This window comes from Thermovirga lienii, assembly GCF_036847465.1.
Lineage (GTDB): Bacteria > Synergistota > Synergistia > Synergistales > Thermovirgaceae > Thermovirga > Thermovirga lienii.
In genome coordinates this window covers 1-17,484 of record NZ_DAITZW010000036.1, presented here as the reverse complement: position 1 = coordinate 17,484, position 17,484 = coordinate 1, and the positions used below count along the sequence as shown (strand labels likewise).

The window sequence follows — 17,484 nt, the reverse complement described above, 5'->3', positions numbered from 1 at the left end:
GATACTTGCGATACTTATAAAAACAGATGTGGAGGGAATATAATGTCGGTAGAAAAGCAGATATTAGAAGTTATTGACGAGAAAGTGAGACCCGCCCTTCAGAGTCATGGTGGAGACATAGAGTTCGTTGAATTTGATGAGGGAAATGGGGTTTTAAAGGTTAGACTACAGGGGGCATGTGGCAGTTGTCCTTTTGCTCAAGAGACATTGAGAGCCCAAGTAGAGGCTGTCTTAAAAAGGGACATTCCTGAAATAAAAAGCGTCGTGCGGGAAAGGTAGGACAAGCAAGTTTTGGAATGTGCTTAAGATTTATGAGAGAGGTGGTACGTTATTAGTTATAGCGCAGTAGTTGTGATTCCCGACGAAGCAACTATGGTTCGTTTTTTAGGTCAGCATGATGAGAATTTGCGCATGGTAGAGGAACGCTTCCCTGTACAGTTGTTCGTTAAGGAGAGGGAAATAGTTATAGAGGGACCTGATGAGGACGTAGTGACTTTGGTCTCGAATCTTGTTGGCGAAATGATTAAGATTGCCAAGAAAGGCCATGCGCTCCGAAAGGCAGAAATGACGTACGCTCTTAACGTGTTTTCAGAGAAGGGACAAGCAGATCTTTTGTCTCTGTACGAAGATGTAATTTGTATGACCTATAGGGGGAAACCTATAAGGCCTAAAACGGAGGGACAAAAGCGCTACGTTGATGCGATAAGAAAGAACGACGTCGTTTTTGGCATAGGGCCAGCGGGAACGGGAAAGACCTACTTGGCTGTTGCCCTTGCAGTAGCAGCTTTGAAGGAAGGAGCCATAACGAGAATAGTTTTGGTAAGGCCTGCAGTAGAAGCTGGCGAAAGCTTGGGTTATTTGCCCGGAGATTTGAGGGAAAAGGTTGAGCCCTACTTGCGCCCCCTTTATGATGCTTTTTATGAAATGTTTTCTCCAGAGCGTTTCATGAAGTATGTGGAGAAAAAGGTCATTGAGATAGCTCCTCTTGCATATATGAGGGGTAGGACTTTGAACGACAGCTTCATCATATTGGATGAGGCCCAAAATACTACGCCCGAACAAATGAAGATGTTTTTGACCAGATTGGGGTTTGGCTCAAAGGCAGTGGTGACTGGAGATGTAACTCAGATAGATTTGCCTGCAGGTAAGGAATCAGGGCTGAAGATTGTACAGGACGTCCTGAAGGGGATACCAGGTATCGATTTTGTGTTTTTAGATCGCAGTGATGTGGTGAGACACGAGATAGTGCAGAGAATAGTGCAGGCCTATGAGAAATATGAACAACGGTGAAGACGGTAAAAAAAACAGATTCTTTGAGAAAAGCAATATAGAGTTGTTAGCCGCTTTAGCGGTGTGGGTGATAATTTTATGCCTGATCTACTCTAGTGGTTGGTGGTTGAAAGAGCGAGATCATTCCTTTTCTGTAGGTAAGCCAGCTACTAAAACTTTTTTTGCCCAGTATGGTATGAATTATAGAGATGAAGCCATGGCCCTCTGGCTAAAGGAACAGTGGAGTCAGAGGGTTTTTGGTGTTCTATTGTATGAGCCTGAGGTTGTCAGTGAAATTGAGGGAAAACTGGAACACCTAGAGAATGGTTATTACAAAAATATTTTGAGCGATAGGCTGATCTATTTACTTGATTCCCTTCCAGAAGATAAAAGAGAGGAGATCTTCAAGTTCGTATCTATTGCAGGCAAAAGATTGCTTAAAACCCATCCTATAAGCATCTCGGAGGAAGATATTTGGTCTGAGCTTGATGTGCCAAATTTTACTGCATCGGAGAAAAATGTGGCTTACCAGGTTTTGCTGGATGTCTTCAAGAGGGCAATGAGGTTAGATACTAGGTCAACAAAAGCCTACAAGGATTACTTGAAAAATCAAATCAAACCTATCGAAAAAAGTATAAAACCCGGAGATGTAATAGTCTGGAAGGGAGAGATAGTAACGCCAGAGAGAGCGGAAATGCTCCTGATGCAGGGCTATTTGCCCGAGGAATTTCCTTGGAGATACCTCAGCTTTTTGGCGTCGATCTCTGCCTTGTGGGGGATTTGGATCCGATGGTACATGAAGAAAAAAGGAATATCGCAACAATTTAAGGATGAGGCCTTGGTTACGATGGCCATGGCTCTTGGGTGGTTCCTTATAGCTGTAACCACCTATTTCGATGGGGTTGGCGGTGGGGCCTTAGCTTTAATGTTATGGATGTATCTTATACTGGAACCTCAAGTGGCATTTCACCTTGTATTGGGTGGAGGTGTTTTGGGGGTTTTGGCATCTCCAGCCTATTCTTTGATGGATACCATTTTAGGCTTGACAGCGGTGGGAGCTTGCACGTGTGGAGGATATCTACTGGTACCTAAAGTCCGGAGTCGAAGAAAATTATATTCGTCAGTCTTTACAGTGGCTGCCTTAGTGATTTTAGCCGTACTTTCAGCTGTGTTTGGTTTTGCTTTGCCGATGAACTTAAGGGATGTTTTAGTTTTCATCCTGTCCGTTGTAGTATCTTCAATAATTGGAGTCGCAGTGTTGCCATTATGGGAAAGAGTTTTCGGAGTTTTGACTCCTCTAAAGCTTTTAGATCTAACTCATCCATCTCACGCCCTTTTGAAGCGCCTGCAGCTTGAAGCGCCAGGCACTTATCATCATTCATTGATGGTGGGAACTTTGGCTGAGTCCGCTGCTGAGAAATTAGGCTTAAACTCTCTTTTGGTTAAAGCTGGAGCTTATTTCCACGATATCGGTAAACTGAGAAGGCCTCACTTTTTTGTGGAGAATCAAAGACCTGGAGAAAATGTCCATGACGAATTGACCCCTTCAATGTCCGCTTTGGTTATAGTTTCCCATGTCAGAGATGGAGTTGAGTTGGCGAAGGATTATCAGTTGCCCGATAGGATCAAAGACTTCATCGTGGAACATCATGGCACAACTTGCCTTCAATATTTTTACAAAAAAGCCAAGATGGCGGGAGATTATGTATCTGTTGCTCAGTTTTGTTATCCGGGGCCTAAGCCCAAAAGTGCCGAGACAGCTATAGTAATGTTGGCAGATTCGGTTGAGGCGGCGGTACGATCGGTTTGGCAGGAAGAGCGTACCATGCCCGACATTGAAGGTTTAGTTTATGATGTTGTGGAGACTAAGATAAAGGACTCTCAATTGGACGAAGCTCCTTTAACTTTAAGAGATGTTCATATAATAAGAGAAAGTTTCATAGAGTCTCTTAGGCATATGTACCATTCGCGAAAGATCGCTTCCCTAGAGCCTGAAAACAATAAAACAGAGGGGGACCAGAGCGGTGACGAAGAGAGTGGAAATTGATGTGGCAAGTGATGACACAAGCCTTGAAGAAATAAATTTGGAAGTCCTTGAGCAGGCTATTGAGGATATGTGGAGCTGCTTACCTGACTCTGTTGAGGGAGTAATAAAGTGCAGGTTTTCCCTCAGTTTTGTGGATAAAGAGGTTATTAAAGAGATTAACGGAAGGTACAGAGGGATAGACGAACCTACGGATGTTTTGTCCTTTCCTTTATGGGAGGAAAAGGGGACCTTCGTACCTCCAAGGCATATGCCTGTGGTCGAGTTAGGTGATGTGGTAGTTTGTCCAGAGGTGGTGGAAGAAAATGCACCGATCAACGGAAAATCTTACGGTGACGAACTGTTGTTGGTTATAGTGCATGGTTTTTTGCATCTTATTGGGATGGATCATTGTGAAGAGAGAGAAAAGGAGCATATGTGGAGACTACAAGAAAAAATTATAGATAAATATAAAGAATTGATAAAATAAGATCAGGAGGGCTGGTTTGTCTGTGGTAGATGATATTTATACAGGATTTGCGGTTTTAATTGTCTTGCTTTTTTGTTCGGCTTTTTTTAGTGCTTCTGAGACGGCCATAACAATAGTTGGGCGCGGAAGATTGCTTGCTCTTGAAGAAAGGTTCCCGCAGAAGAAAAAAACAATTGAATGGCTACTTTCAGACATGCAAAAGGTGCTTTCTGTCATATTGATAGGTAACAACCTAGTGAATATAGCCGCTAGTGCAGTAGCCACATCGGTTTGCGTATTGCTATTTGGAGAAAAAGGGCTCTTGATAGCGGTGGGAACTATGACCCTTTTCATAGTGATCTTTGGAGAGATCCTTCCCAAAAGCGTCGCTATCTCGCATTTTGAACGAATAGTATTGTTTGCCTTGCCTGTTTTGAGGTTATTCTCTTATTTAGTGCTCCCTTTTCTGTCCTTCGTGAGGTTTATCGTTAGATTCATCGGAGCTCTTTTGAAGCTTGATATTTCTGGGGGGCATACCTTCGTTACGCGAGAAGAAATAGAGCAAATGGTGAATATTGGGGAGGCTTCTGGTGTTATAGAGGAAGAGGAAAGGCGAATGATTCACGGTGTTATTTCCTTTGAGGAAACTAGGGTTTACGAGATTATGGTTCCTAGGACGGATATGGTTGCTGTTTCCGGAGAAACCACTTTGGGTGAAGCTGTTAAAGTTTTTGAAGATTATGGGCACTCAAGGGTGCCGGTTTTTGAGGGGAACGTAGATAACATAACAGGAATTCTTTACGTAAAGGATGTCATGAGGGTTATAGTGGCAGGGAAATTGGATGCGCCTGTTAAGGAGTTTAAGAGAGATGCATTGTTCGTGCCTGAGACCATGAAAATTGCTGATTTGTTCGATGTCATGCGCAGCAAGAGGGTTCATATGGCGATAGTAGTGGATGAGTATGGAGGTACGGCGGGATTGGTTACATTGGAAGACCTTCTAGAGGAAATAGTAGGGGAGATACAAGACGAGTATGATAGTGAAACCCCTATGGTTGTAAAGAAAGAAGATGGTAGTTACATGGTCAAAGGATATATTGGATTGGAAGACTTAAGTGAAGTTTTGGATTACAATTTTGAATCTGATGAAGCTGACACCCTAGGGGGGTTGATCCTTGCTATTTCTGGTCAATTTCCTGAGCAGGGGCAACATTTTAGATATGGTCCTTGGGACATAGAGGTCGTAGAGGTAAGCAAACATAGGATAAAACAGGTCAGATTGAGGTACATGGAAGAACCAGAGGAGGAAAAAGCCGATTCAAATGGAAGGGACAAGTCAGATAAAGATAGATTACAATAAATTGCTTTTTGAGGCCCGAAAGGCAGCCTCTGCAGCATATTGCCCTTATTCTAACTTTGCGGTAGGTGCCGCGGTCTTTTGTGAGAATGGTCAGATTATCCTCGGTTGCAACGTGGAGAATACTAGTTATGGCCTTACTATATGTGCTGAAAGAAATGCATTGGCTGCTTCAGTAGTGCAAGGATGCAGTAGGCCTTTGGCGATAGCCGTGTATTCTCTTAAACAAAACCCCTGTTATCCTTGTGGAGCATGTCTTCAGGTCATGGTAGAGCTTAACAGGCATTTGGAAGTAGTTCTGGAAAATAATGGAAGTCCCTTGGTGTTGAGTCTGGAACAGTTGTTACCCTTTCCTTTCAACAAAGATGGCCGGATTGGGGGTGACCAAAATTGACTTCAGAGAAATTTAGGTCAGGTATGGTCGCTCTCGTAGGTAAGCCTAACGTTGGTAAATCTACTTTGATCAATGCCTTATTGGGATGGAAATTCTCCATAGTTTCACCTAAACCTCAGACTACTCGTAGGTGTACGAGGTACGTCATAACCCGGGAGTCTGAGGGGCAGGTTGTGTTCATTGATACCCCCGGATTGCATAAAGCGTTGCACCTTCTTGGGAAAGCCATGGAGAAACAGCTTTGTGAGGTCATGGAGAAGGTGGACCTTATATGCTATATAACGGATGCCCGGACCCAAAGCCTGGGGGCTGAGGACGACATAATGATAGAAAGGATGAAAAAGAACTCTTCAGCTCCTGTAGTTCTAGTGATAAATAAGATAGATTTGGTACGGGATCCTTTGGAGGCAAAAGAAAGGTTAGTTGCCTTATATGGAGAGAGGATCGACATAAAGGCTGTGGTGCTTCTTTCTGCTTTGACTGGAGATGGTGTGGAAGAGTTACTTAGCACGGTAATAGGAATGTTGCCGGAGGGAGGACTTTTATACCCTCCAGAGTATGTTGGGGATTTCACGGAAAAATTCGTGGCTGAGGAAATAATAAGGGAAAAAATATTGGAAGAAACAGAACAGGAAGTTCCCCATTCAGTTGCCGTGGTAATAGAGGAGTTCAAGAGCCCGGAAGAATATCCAGACAGAAATAGCTTATTCATAAGGGCAGATATTTACGTGGAGAGACAGGGACAGAAGGGCATCCTGATAGGAAAGGGAGGCAGGATGCTCAAAAAGATAGGGCAAAAGGCAAGAGAAGAGATAGAGAAACAGTTTGGATATCCTGTTTATCTTGATTTGTGGGTCAAGGTCAGGCCAGGATGGAGAAACTCCGAAAGAGAGCTTAAAAGGATGGGATATCTCTAGCAATGGTTTTTGATTTAACGTCTGGGGCCCAACGGCAGGGCACGATACGCGCAAAGGGAGTGGTCTTGAGAAGATTGGAAACTACCACAGGCGACAGAAACATATATTTCTTTTTGGAAAAGTACGGCCCCACGTGGATATATGTTCCAGGGGGAGGAAGAGGGAAATTCCGCTTCGGTGGAGCCACTGAACCTTTGGTGTGGGGCACAGTAGATATATATAGGACGTCTAACAACAGATGTTATTTAAAAAACCTGGACGTGAAAGAAGATTTTTGGACATTGAGGAAGATGCCTGATCGTCTCAAATTTGCTATGGAATGGGCGAAGTTATTAGCTCAGGTTTTGCTTCCTCAAGAAAAAAACGACGAAGTTCTTGGGCTTTTTTATTGGTCCATGAAGTTGCTTGAAGACTTTGAAATTCCCCCAGAGCTTGTCGAGTGGAGATTTTTGTCGAGATGGCTTAAACTTTGGGGCATAGCGCCTGAAACCAGGATGTGTAGCGAATGTCGACGTCAAGAAAGTAAGTGGTGGCTCTTGACCTCAGAGGGGATATTTTGTGATGAATGCAAGAGAGAACAAAAAGGCGGAGTCAAAGTGGATTCGTTCTTTTTGTCAGTTCTTAACAAGTCATCTTTTCTTAAAAGACCGGACTTTGTGGAATGGAGCAAAGGGCTTGATTGGGTTCAATTAAACGTGATAAAAAAATGTAATAGGGTTTTGTTGGAGACCCTGCGAGGGAAGTACGCGACCTAAAAGTCTATATAAAGCCTTTGAATGTGAGGAGGGAATAAATTGAACTTCCAAGAGATAGTAATGCGACTAGAAAAATTTTGGGCGGATCAGGGATGTATAATCCAACAGCCTTACGATATCGAGGTTGGGGCTGGAACCATGAATCCTGCAACCACCTTGAGGGTCCTTGGCCCTGAACCTTGGCGTGTCGCCTATGTTGAACCGTCGAGAAGACCGACAGACGGACGTTACGGAGAAAACCCCAACAGGTTGCAACATTATTACCAATACCAGGTTATTTTGAAACCCACACCGGCAGACGTTCAGGATATTTATCTGGAAAGCTTGAGGGCTTTAGGTATAGAGCCGGAGGAACATGATGTGCGGTTTGTGGAAGACGACTGGGAATCTCCCACAATAGGAGCTTGGGGACTAGGATGGGAAGTATGGCTTGACGGCATGGAGGTAACTCAATTTACCTACTTCCAACAAGTTGGTGGTGTGGATATGAATCCTGTCCCGGTAGAACTTACCTATGGTATCGAGAGGTTGGCCATGTTCGTACAGAAGGTAGATAGCGTATTCGACCTTACTTGGGTCGGAGATGTGACCTACGGCGATGTTCATTTCCAGGGCGAGGTGGAGCATTCGAAGTATAACTTTGAGATAGCTGACACTAATATGCTCTTTCAGATGTTTTCCATGTATGAAGCCGAGGCAAAAAGGATACTTGACGAGGGGATCGTTTTGCCAGCATACGACTATGTATTGAAGTGCTCTCATACTTTTAACCTTCTTGATGCTCGTAATGCAATAAGTGTAACTGAAAGAACAGGATACATTGCTAGAGTGCGCAATTTGGCAAGCCGCTGCTGTGCAGCCTATTGTGAGCAGCGGAAGGCGTTGGGATATCCTCTCATGGGTAAATTTGAGGCCGAATAGGGAGGTTTTATGATGGACAAGAAAGATTTTCTGTTTGAAATTGGGACAGAGGAAATACCGGCTCGGTTTGTTTCCTGGGCTGTAAAAGAGATAGAGGAGATAGCGAAAAGCGAGTTTGATGCGGCGAGGCTGTCCTATGAGTGTATTCAAGGATTTGCTACGCCTCGCAGATTGACGATTTTTGTAAGAGATCTCAAGGAGAGACAAGAAGATTTTGTTGAAGCCTTCAAAGGTCCTGCGTGGGAACAGGCTTTCGATGCCTATGGGAACCCTACTAAGGCAGCAAAAGGGTTTGCGAAGAGCAAAGGAGTGGATGTGGAGTCTTTGGAGAAGAGAGAGGTAGGAGGCGGTTATTTTGCCTTTGCTGTCAAGAAGATTGAGGGGAAGAACGTAAGGGATATTTTGCCGGAGGTCTTGGAAAAAATAATCAAGAGGTTGGTTTTCCCCAAGAATATGTATTGGGACAGCTCTATGATAAGGTTTGCTAGGCCTATAAGGTGGATTGTTTCCCTTTACGGTGAAGAGGTTGTCCCTTTCTCTTACGGTAATGTACAAGCAGGTAGGAAAACTGCTGGTCATAGATTTATGGGGGCCAAAAGTTTTGAGTTGGATAAAGTTGAAGATTATTTCCCCAAGCTATATGAGAACTATGTAATAGTGGATCCCCAAAAGAGGAGAGAAAAGATGCTGATGGGCCTTGCCGTGTTGGAAAAAGAAATAAACGGTAAGGCTCAGTTGGACGAAGAATTGGTGGAGGAAAACCTTTATTTGGTTGAATACCCTGTACCCTTTGTGGGAACGTTTGACGAAAATTTCCTCGAAATGCCTGAGGAAGTTCTTGTTACGACTATGAAGCATCATCAGCGCTATTTCCCGGTGAGAGATTCTTCAGGGAAACTCAAGCCATACTTCATTGGAGTTAGTAACAACAGGGCAACCAATATGGCTAACGTGAGAGAAGGTAACGAACGGGTCCTTAGAGCCAGGTTATCTGATGCTGCTTTCTTCTGGAAGGAAGATTTGAAAGTTCCCCTGAAAAATAGAGTAGAAGGTCTGAAAAACATAGTGTACCAGGAGAAGTTGGGCTCTGTGTACGATAAGACAATGAAGGTAAAGGAACTTGCTGCTCATATATGTGACCTGTTGGATTTGGGAGATGAAAAGCCCTTGGTGGAGCGTGCGGCCTACCTTTCCAAGGCAGATCTATTGACCAACATGGTTTATGAATTTCCAGAACTTAGGGGAGTCATGGGCAGAGAATACGCGAAAAAGAGCGGAGAACATGAGAGGGTGGCTCTTGCGTTGTACGAGCAATACCTGCCAGCATATGTAGGAGACTCCTTGCCCACTGATATAGTGGGGGCGGTAGTAGGTTTAGCGGAAAGACTAGATACCATAGTGGGTGGGTTTAAGGTAGGATTGCAGCCTACGGGCTCTCAGGACCCATATGGATTGAGAAGAGCTGCTAGAGGCATAAATGAGTTAATTTGGGGATTGAACTTAGATTTGGATATTGCCCAAGTTGTCAGAGCAAGCGGGTGTCTCCATGAGATGGGCGAAGAGAAAATAGATGAGGTTTTGGATTTTCTAAGGCAGAGATTGCTTTTCCAGTTGAAGGAAAAAGGGTTCGCTCATGAGTTGGTGGAGCTTGCCCTTGATGTTACATGGGCAAATCCTCTTCAGGCTTACAGGTTTGCAGAAGCTTTTTCGAGGGTAACTGGTGAAGAGTGGTTTAAGGGGTTGGTAACTTCAGCGGTCAGAGTCAACAATATTCTGGAAAAAGCTCATACTGTACCAGAAGCCCCAAACGAATCGCTTTTTGTGGATGTTCAAGAAAAGGAGCTTTATGAGGGGGTAAAAAGTATAAAGGGTAAAGTTGCCAAGGCTGTAGAACAAAAGGAGTGGGAAGAACTTACCAAGATCCTTTCCCAGTTGGAGCCTTATGTTTCAGCGTTCTTCGATAACGTATTAGTTATGTCAGAAGATGAGAAGGTAAGAGCAAACAGGTTGGCCCTTTTAAAGGAGACGAAAGGGTTGTTTTCCACAGTGGGGGATCTGAGTAGGTTAAAAGGTTAGGGTCTCAAGATCGTCATATGCGAAAGGATGTTATATATGGAAACTACAGTCTTCGTGGTGTCAGATTTTACAGGTGAAACTGCTGAGCATGTTGCCAGAGCTGCATCAAGCCAATTTGCCTCAGATTCCATTAAGCTTAAGAGGTTTCGTTACATAAACAATAGGGATAGGGCACAGGAAGTTTTGGAGGAAGCAGAGAAGGCTGAAGCAATAATAGTGTGCACCCTGGTAGATCATGAACTTAGAAGGTGGTTCGTGGAGGAAGCCAACATAAAAGGTTTGGACATTATTGATATTTTGGGACCGGTCCTGGATTCGCTCCAGAGACGTCTCGGACATGCGCCGCTGGAGACTCCAGGATTATTGAGGCGCATGGACGAAGAGTATTTCCGGAGGGTGAAGGCCATAGAGTTTGCTATAAAATGCGACGATGGCAGATGCCCTGAAGAGCTATTGAATGCCGATGTAGTTATAATTGGAGTCTCCAGGACTAGCAAAACCCCTCTTTGCATGTATCTAGCACACAGAGGGTTCATGGTCGCTAACATTCCCTTGGTTCCTGAGATTGATCCTCCAAAACAACTTTTTGAGGTTTCCTCGGAGAAAGTTTTTGGCTTGACGGTTCAACCGGAGAAATTGGTCAACATAAGGAGAGAGAGGCTACGCCTATTAGGCCTTGATGCAGATGTTTCAACGTACGCTCAGTGGGAAAGGGTCGAGGAGGAACTATCATATGCTAGAAATATCATGAGGCGTATTGGATGTAGAGTTATGGACGTTACTAATAGGGCCATAGAGGAGACAGCTCAGGAAATTCTGGATTATCTGAGGGGATAACAATAGTTTTTCCTAAGGGGGCATTTGCTATGATGAAGGACAAGAAATACATTTATATGTTTGATGAAGGACGAGCGGATATGAGGGATCTATTGGGAGGAAAGGGAGCCAACTTGGCGGAGATGACCAGGATTGGTCTTCCGGTGCCTCCTGGATTCACCATAACGACTGAAGCGTGTCTTGCTTTTCTAGAGCGAAAAGATGAGTTCTTGGATGAGATATGGGATGATGTAGTATCAGCCATAAGGCAACTTGAAGGAATCACGGGGAAAAACTTTGGTGGTGAAAATCCTCTCCTGGTTTCTGTCCGTTCAGGTGCTGCAATATCCATGCCTGGAATGATGGATACCATTTTAAACTTGGGGTTGAACGATGAAACCGTTAAGATGCTTGCAGAGGAATCCAAGGATGAGCGTTTTGCCCTAGATAGCTACAGGCGCTTCATACAAATGTTTGGAGATGTAGTGTTAGGTGTTGATGTGAGCTTTTTCGAAAACATACTCCATGAGATAAAAAGGGAGCTGGGGGTAAATTTCGACTACCAGATACCCCCGGAGGGGCTCTACAAGATAATTGAAAAATACAAAGCCTTGGTTCTACAGGAGAAGGGTTTCCCATTCCCCAAAGATGTGTGGGAGCAGCTACGAATGGCCATCATAGCGGTATTCAACAGTTGGAACACCCCTAGGGCAAAAACGTACCGTAAGATCAATAAAATTCCTGACAATCTAGGTACCGCTGTAAATGTGGTAACCATGGTTTTTGGCAATTTGGGGGATGATTGCGGTACAGGTGTGTGCTTTACTAGAAATCCCTCGACAGGGGAAAAGGAGCTTTACGGTGAGTTTCTTATGAACGCCCAAGGGGAAGATGTGGTCGCCGGGATAAGGACTCCTTTGCCCATAAAAGACCTTAAAGAGGAGCTGCCCTCAGCTTTCAAGGAATTGGTTCAAACTGCTGAACTGTTGGAGAGACACTACAAAGATGTTCAGGATATAGAGTTTACTATAGAGAGAGGGAAGCTTTACATTTTGCAGACAAGAAACGGCAAAAGAACTGCCCGAGCGGCAGTAAAGATAGCGGTGGACATGTGTGAGGAGGGCTTGATAAGCGCGGAGGACGCTGTCTCAAGGGTTAAACCTGAACAGGTGGAACAATTGCTGCATAAACAGATAGATCCAGAAGCTAAATATGAACCCATAGCAAAAGGACTCCCAGCATCGCCAGGAGCTGCCGTGGGCAAAGTTGTTTTCGATGCAGATCATGCCGAGAAACTTGGTAATTCAGGAGAAAAGGTTATTCTGGTTCGACCTGAGACTACTCCCGACGATATCCATGGCCTTTTTGCAGCACAGGGTGTCTTGACCAGCAGGGGTGGAATGACAAGCCATGCTGCTGTGGTGGCAAGAGGGCTAGGTAAGCCTTGTGTCTCGGGGTGCGAAGCCTTGGATATTTCAATTGAACGCAAGGAGTTTGTCGTAAACGGAAAGGTAGTGAAGGAAGGAGACATTATCACGATAGACGGTAGCAAAGGGGAAGTAATATTAGGTGAAGTTAACCTTGTTCAGCCTTCTTTCACCGAGGATTTTAGAAAACTATTGGATTTGGCTGATAAGGTGGCCAACCTCCAAGTGTGGGCCAATGCAGATACTCCACAGGATGCTCGAAGAGCAAGAGATTTTGGGGCAAAGGGAATTGGCCTTTGCAGGACTGAACACATGTTCATGGAGACAGATAGGCTACCGGTAATGCAAGAGATGATAGTGGCCGAAACCCTCGATTCCCGTAAGGAAGCCCTTGATAAACTCAAGACGATGCAAAAGGAAGATTTTGTGGGTATTTTCGAGGCTATGGAAGGACTACCTGTAACCATAAGGCTTCTTGACCCTCCTCTGCATGAATTTTTACCAAAGGAGGAGGAGCTGGAGGCCAAGCTTGAGGAGTTGGCTAAGGAAGGAAAAGAAAATACCGAGGAACACAAAAAATACAAGAAAACCCTTGGTAGGGTTTTGGCCTTGAAGGAAAACAACCCAATGCTTGGTTTTAGAGGATGCCGATTGGGAATGATCTATCCTGAGATATATGAAATGCAGATAAGCGCCATTTTGGAGGCTGCTTGTGAACTCAAGGCCAAAGGAAAGAGGGTTATACCTCAGATAATGATGCCCCTGGTGGGAACGAAGGAAGAAATGAGGCGCCTCAAGGAGATGGTGGAACGGGTATCTAAGGAGGTCTTCCAAAAAGAGGATGTGGAGGTTCCTTTTACTGTGGGAACAATGATAGAGGTGCCCAGAGCTGCTTTGGTGGCTGGAGATATCGCTGAATATGCCGAGTTCTTCAGCTTTGGAACAAATGACCTTACGCAAACTACCTTTGGTTACTCAAGGGATGATGCGGAGGGCAAATTCCTTGCGCAGTATATAACCGACGGAGTCCTTCCAGAGAACCCCTTCCATGTGCTTGATCGTGAGGGTGTGGGACGTCTCATGAGTATAGCCGTTCATGATGGACGAAAACGGAGGGAAGATATAAAAATTGGTATTTGTGGCGAACATGGAGGGAATCCCAAGAGCATAGCCTTCTGCCATAAATTGGAACTCGCTTATGTTAGCTGTTCTCCTTTCAGAGTTCCAGTGGCTCGCTTGGCTGCTGCCCATGCTGCGCTAGGCATCATAGACTGACCTATGTTTTAAGGGGCAGAAGAAACCGTTCTGCCCCTTAAATTTAAGGTTTTGCCTGGAGGGTTCCAGATGGAAGGAAATTCTGTAAGAGAGATGTGCGAAGCCAAAGAGGAGATCCTTTTGGCGCCTTGGGCGATGAAAAGCCGAATGAGCAAGGGCAGGCAAAGCCCTGAGGAACCTTGTAGTGTTAGGACGTGTTTTCAGAGGGACAGAGATAGAATTGTCCACAGCAAGGCATTCAGAAGGTTGAAACATAAAACCCAAGTGTTGCTATTGCCCGAGGGAGATCACTACAGAACCCGTTTGACCCACACATTGGAAGTAAGCCAGATCTCGCGGGTAATAGCTAGATCCCTTTCTCTTAACGAGGACCTGGTAGAGGCTATAGCACTAGGGCATGACCTGGGGCATACTCCCTTTGGCCACATGGGTGAAAGAGCTTTGGATAAATTGGCCAAGCAGAACGGCAAGGAAGGATTTTCCCATGCAAAACAAAGTCTTAGGGTTGTAGACGTACTGGAGAAGGACGGTAAAGGACTTAACCTTACTGAAGAGGTGAGGGATGGAATATTAAAGCACTCAAAAGGCCAGGTAGATGTGCGGTGTGGGTTTTATAATGACGTTCCTATGACCCTAGAAGGCTGGGTAGTAAGGGTGGCGGACTCCGTGGCTTATTTGAACCATGATCTTGATGATGCTCTGCGCGCAGGAGTAATAAAGATGAATGAACTACCACCCGAAGTGGTGAAAGTGTTAGGAGACCGACATAGCAAGAGGATAGGGACGATAGTCAAAGACATAGTAGCTAATAGTGGCTCCCACGGTATAAGTATGAGCGAAAGGATTCTAGAAGCGGTGGAAACTCTAAGGGCTTTTTTGTATGAAAAGGTTTATACAGCAAAGAGAGCTTCCGAGGAGGAGCCGAAAGTAGAACATCTTATATGTACTTTATTTAACTTTTTTATGGATAACCCCCATTTTATACCCGAAAAATACGGTTCAGATCAGGTTCAATCCGTAATTGACTTTATATCGGGCATGACCGATAGGTACGCCATGCTGCTCTTTAAAAGGATAGCTTTCCCCACCCCTTGGCCACATGATCCCTTAAACGATTTGTTTGTTACTCGGTAATCCCGTATTGCTTTAGAAGTTCCCTGAAGCGTTTGTCTATTTCTTCAGGGGTCCTCTCCTTTGGACGGGTTTCTACCTTTGGAACCAAAGGCGCTTTGGGTTTTGGAGTTGGTTCCTCTGGCATTTCTATTGGTCTGTCCAGTGAGGGGGGAGCTATATATGGTGTTTGAACAACTATTTGCTCCTCTGTACCTTCAGGAGGTGCTATGCTGTAAACTGGCGCAGAAGCCACAGTGACCCCCAAGGTTTCTTGGTCTTTCGGAGATAGTAAAAGTTTAGGACTGTTGGGGTCCAAGGCTGCAGCTTCCCAACTGCCACCTCCATGAATAGGGCAGACAGTTTCAGGAGTGGTGCCTACTGGCATAAGGATACTTGCGCTTGGACACGAATCTCCCGCAAGAAAGCCCGTTTCCCTACATATTTTTACCTCAACTACGTCGTACGTTGAGGTATCTGGGAAAGTTGTATCTATAGGTATGTATTCTTTAGCCTTCGATACGAAGTCATGCCATACGGGAGCGGCTATTGTGCCTCCAGTGCCTGCTTTGCCTAAACTCGTATGATCGTCGTTTCCTGCGTAAACCACGGCTATCATGTTCGGGATACCTCCGGCGAACCATGCGTCGCTGTATTCGTTGGTAGTTCCCGTCTTTCCGAAGACCTCATAGCCTTCAATCTTTGCCCTTCTTCCTGTTCCTGACCTTACCACTTCTTCCATCATAGACCTTATGGTCGTGGTTATTTGTGGTGGTACTGCTTGGAACTTTAATGGTTCAAAGCTTTCCAGGACCTCGCCTGCAGCCGTTGTGACTTTTCTTATTCCGAAGGGTTGAACTCGGAAACCATCGTTGGCGAAAATGCAGTATGCGGAAGCCAATTCTAAAGGTGTTATACTTGCTGACCCCAGCGCAACAGATAAATCGGCGGGAATATGGGGGGACGTGAATCCTGCATCTCGTGCCAAGTTAAGTATCCTTTGGATGCCCGTTATTTGTCCCACCCTTACTGCAACGGTGTTGTATGAGTGAACCAAGGCCTCTAGAATAGTTACTTCTCCGTGATAAGTTCCTCCGTAGTTGCCAGGTGACCAGATGTTTTCTTCACCGTTTTCATCTACTCCGTTATCGAATGATAGGGGGGCGTCGAAGACGTGGTCTATAGGTCTTAGTCCTTTCTCCAGAGCGGCAGCATAAACGAAAGGCTTGAAAGCCGAACCTGGCTGCCTATAAGCTTGGGTTGCTCTGTTGAACTTGCTTTTATTGAAATCCTTGCCGCCGACTAGGGCCAAAATCTCCCCTGTATATGGATCTAATGCTACTATGGCTCCCTCACTTTTTAGATTCTGAATGGCTTCCTCTGCAGCGCGTTGAATATCCAGGTCTATGGTGGTGTATACCCGAAGACCTCCTCTATAAACCAGATCGCTTCCATATTTGGGCAAAAGGTGATCGAAAAGAATGTAGGAGATGAAGTAAGGTGCACTGTCGAACATCAAAGAGGGCTTTTTAAGGCCCTGGAAGTCGAGCTGAATTTTTTTTGCCCTCTCTGCATCTTGTGGGCTTATCATACCCAGTTCAACCATACGCCTTAAAACATATGCTTGTCTGATGGCGGCTCTTTTAGGATGTCTCTTGGGTGAATAGTACTCTGGGGCCTTTATTATTCCAGCAAGTAGTGTTGCTTCGGATAGCGTTAGGTCTTTGGGTTCTTTATTGAAGTATAGTTGGCATGCAGAATGAATCCCCCATGCACCATGCCCGAAATATATAACGTTCAGGTACATTTCCAAAATTCTCTCTTTCGAGAAGGTTTGTTCTAGACGAACTGCTAGGATGGCTTCTTTGATTTTTCGTGCAAGGGTTTTTTCCTGTGTCAAGAACATGTTGCGGGCAAGTTGCTGGGTTATAGTGCTTGCTCCTTGTTCTACGCGGCCACTGGTTACGTTTTTCCAAAAGGCCCTTATAATAGCGCTGAAATCTACGCCTTTATGCTTGTAAAATTCACTGTCTTCCGCTGCGATAACAGCATTTCTCATAACAACAGGAATATCTTCTAAGTTTACCCATGTGCGGTTTTGACGGAAGAGCTTCGTTATTACGCGGTTGTGACGATCGTAAACTATGGTGGAGAGGTCTGGTTCATATCTTGCTATTTCTTCTGAGGTTGGAAGAGAAGCGGCCAGGCTTCTTATATATAAGGAACCTACTACCGCTACTACCGCACTTGCTAATAGAATTACAACAAGGAAGCTGTACAATACAGTTCCTAGGAGAGATCGCTTTTTTTTAGAGCTCTTGGAGCGGTTTTTTCTGTCTTTATCTCCTTTTTGAGACATAAAAGTCCTCCTCAGCGAAAGATATAAAAATAATAATAAAGAAAATGAAAGACTAAAACAACAAAGAAGAATATCAGAAAAACAAGTTTGGGGGAACCCAAGGAGCTAGTGGGTATTATAATTTGAAATCGATTACGAGAAAAAATTAGGGGTTGCACAAAGGCCGAAGGCGTGGTATATTTACCACCGCCGCAGGTTTGGGCGGCATGAACCTTGCCAATAGAATACGGTGCACAGCGTCTAGTTTATGAGAATTATAATTTTTTTGGAGAGTTTGATCCTGGCTCAGGACGAACGCTGGCGGCGTGCCTAACAC

At 44.8% G+C, this 17,484-nt stretch carries 14 protein-coding genes; 13 read left to right on the top strand and 1 reads right to left on the bottom strand.

Annotated elements, in window-relative coordinates; genetic code table 11:
- The first annotated feature begins 42 nt into the window (after positions 1–42).
- The 13 genes from V7Z69_RS08435 to V7Z69_RS08375 all read left to right on the top strand — a co-directional run bounded on the left by V7Z69_RS08435 (position 43) and on the right by V7Z69_RS08375 (position 14,833).
- Positions 43–279, top strand: a complete 237-nt coding sequence (locus V7Z69_RS08435) for a NifU family protein (RefSeq protein WP_014162926.1) — start codon at positions 43–45, stop codon at positions 277–279.
- A 93-nt stretch (positions 280–372) separates the two neighbouring features.
- Entirely contained in the window at positions 373–1,290 is a 918-nt protein-coding gene (locus V7Z69_RS08430; protein ID WP_148256329.1) for a PhoH family protein, read from the top strand.
- A complete protein-coding gene (locus V7Z69_RS08425) occupies positions 1,277–3,316 on the top strand; it encodes an HD family phosphohydrolase (protein WP_334139583.1) in 2,040 nt (679 codons plus the stop codon). The genes V7Z69_RS08430 and V7Z69_RS08425 overlap by 14 nt, the downstream gene beginning before the upstream one ends.
- A complete protein-coding gene (gene ybeY, locus V7Z69_RS08420) occupies positions 3,294–3,782 on the top strand; it encodes an rRNA maturation RNase YbeY (RefSeq protein ID WP_014162929.1) in 489 nt (162 codons plus the stop codon). Before V7Z69_RS08425 ends, ybeY begins: the two co-directional genes overlap by 23 nt.
- A gap of 22 nt (positions 3,783–3,804) precedes the next feature.
- The gene (locus V7Z69_RS08415) at positions 3,805–5,121 is read left to right on the top strand and encodes a hemolysin family protein (RefSeq protein WP_052299921.1); all 1,317 of its coding nucleotides are present in this window, start codon (positions 3,805–3,807) and stop codon (positions 5,119–5,121) included.
- Positions 5,084–5,512, top strand: coding sequence for a cytidine deaminase (cdd, locus tag V7Z69_RS08410; RefSeq protein ID WP_014162931.1), 429 nt, complete (start codon positions 5,084–5,086; stop codon positions 5,510–5,512). Before V7Z69_RS08415 ends, cdd begins: the two co-directional genes overlap by 38 nt.
- Positions 5,509–6,429 carry a GTPase Era gene (era, locus tag V7Z69_RS08405; RefSeq protein WP_014162932.1) on the top strand — a complete coding sequence of 307 codons (921 nt, stop codon included), beginning with the start codon at positions 5,509–5,511 and terminating at the stop codon, positions 6,427–6,429. The genes cdd and era overlap by 4 nt, the downstream gene beginning before the upstream one ends.
- Before the next feature lie 2 nt (positions 6,430–6,431).
- On the top strand, positions 6,432–7,184 hold the full coding sequence (locus tag V7Z69_RS08400) for a DNA repair protein RecO C-terminal domain-containing protein (RefSeq protein ID WP_334139582.1): 753 nt from the start codon (positions 6,432–6,434) through the stop codon (positions 7,182–7,184).
- A gap of 39 nt (positions 7,185–7,223) precedes the next feature.
- Complete coding sequence (glyQ, locus tag V7Z69_RS08395; protein WP_014162934.1) at positions 7,224–8,105, top strand: glycine--tRNA ligase subunit alpha; 882 nt, start codon at positions 7,224–7,226, stop codon at positions 8,103–8,105.
- Positions 8,106–8,117: 12 nt separating this feature from the next.
- The gene (gene glyS / locus V7Z69_RS08390; RefSeq protein ID WP_014162935.1) at positions 8,118–10,181 is read left to right on the top strand and encodes a glycine--tRNA ligase subunit beta; all 2,064 of its coding nucleotides are present in this window, start codon (positions 8,118–8,120) and stop codon (positions 10,179–10,181) included.
- A gap of 36 nt (positions 10,182–10,217) precedes the next feature.
- Positions 10,218–11,018, top strand: coding sequence for a pyruvate, water dikinase regulatory protein (locus V7Z69_RS08385; RefSeq protein WP_014162936.1), 801 nt, complete (start codon positions 10,218–10,220; stop codon positions 11,016–11,018).
- Positions 11,019–11,047: 29 nt separating this feature from the next.
- On the top strand, positions 11,048–13,699 hold the full coding sequence (ppdK, locus tag V7Z69_RS08380; protein ID WP_334139581.1) for a pyruvate, phosphate dikinase: 2,652 nt from the start codon (positions 11,048–11,050) through the stop codon (positions 13,697–13,699).
- Between the two features lie 69 nt (positions 13,700–13,768).
- Entirely contained in the window at positions 13,769–14,833 is a 1,065-nt protein-coding gene (locus V7Z69_RS08375; RefSeq protein WP_334139580.1) for a deoxyguanosinetriphosphate triphosphohydrolase, read from the top strand.
- Here the strand turns inward: V7Z69_RS08375 and V7Z69_RS08370 are convergent.
- On the bottom strand, positions 14,823–17,168 hold the full coding sequence (locus tag V7Z69_RS08370) for a PBP1A family penicillin-binding protein (protein ID WP_334139579.1): 2,346 nt from the start codon (positions 17,166–17,168) through the stop codon (positions 14,823–14,825). The genes V7Z69_RS08375 and V7Z69_RS08370 overlap by 11 nt on opposite strands.
- Positions 17,169–17,484 lie beyond the last annotated feature (316 nt).

Excerpts from the sequence above, each read along its gene's own strand:
- V7Z69_RS08430 (WP_148256329.1), top strand. The coding sequence starts at position 373 with ATGGTTCGTTTTTTAGGTCAGCATGATGAGAATTTGCGCATGGTAGAG.
- V7Z69_RS08370 (WP_334139579.1), bottom strand. The coding sequence starts at position 17,168 with ATGTCTCAAAAAGGAGATAAAGACAGAAAAAACCGCTCCAAGAGCTCT.
- V7Z69_RS08385 (WP_014162936.1), top strand. The coding sequence starts at position 10,218 with ATGGAAACTACAGTCTTCGTGGTGTCAGATTTTACAGGTGAAACTGCT.
- V7Z69_RS08435 (WP_014162926.1), top strand. The coding sequence starts at position 43 with ATGTCGGTAGAAAAGCAGATATTAGAAGTTATTGACGAGAAAGTGAGA.
- V7Z69_RS08375 (WP_334139580.1), top strand. The coding sequence starts at position 13,769 with ATGGAAGGAAATTCTGTAAGAGAGATGTGCGAAGCCAAAGAGGAGATC.
- V7Z69_RS08400 (WP_334139582.1), top strand. The coding sequence starts at position 6,432 with ATGGTTTTTGATTTAACGTCTGGGGCCCAACGGCAGGGCACGATACGC.
- cdd (WP_014162931.1), top strand. The coding sequence starts at position 5,084 with ATGGAAGGGACAAGTCAGATAAAGATAGATTACAATAAATTGCTTTTT.
- ppdK (WP_334139581.1), top strand. The coding sequence starts at position 11,048 with ATGATGAAGGACAAGAAATACATTTATATGTTTGATGAAGGACGAGCG.
- V7Z69_RS08425 (WP_334139583.1), top strand. The coding sequence starts at position 1,277 with ATGAACAACGGTGAAGACGGTAAAAAAAACAGATTCTTTGAGAAAAGC.
- glyS (WP_014162935.1), top strand. The coding sequence starts at position 8,118 with ATGGACAAGAAAGATTTTCTGTTTGAAATTGGGACAGAGGAAATACCG.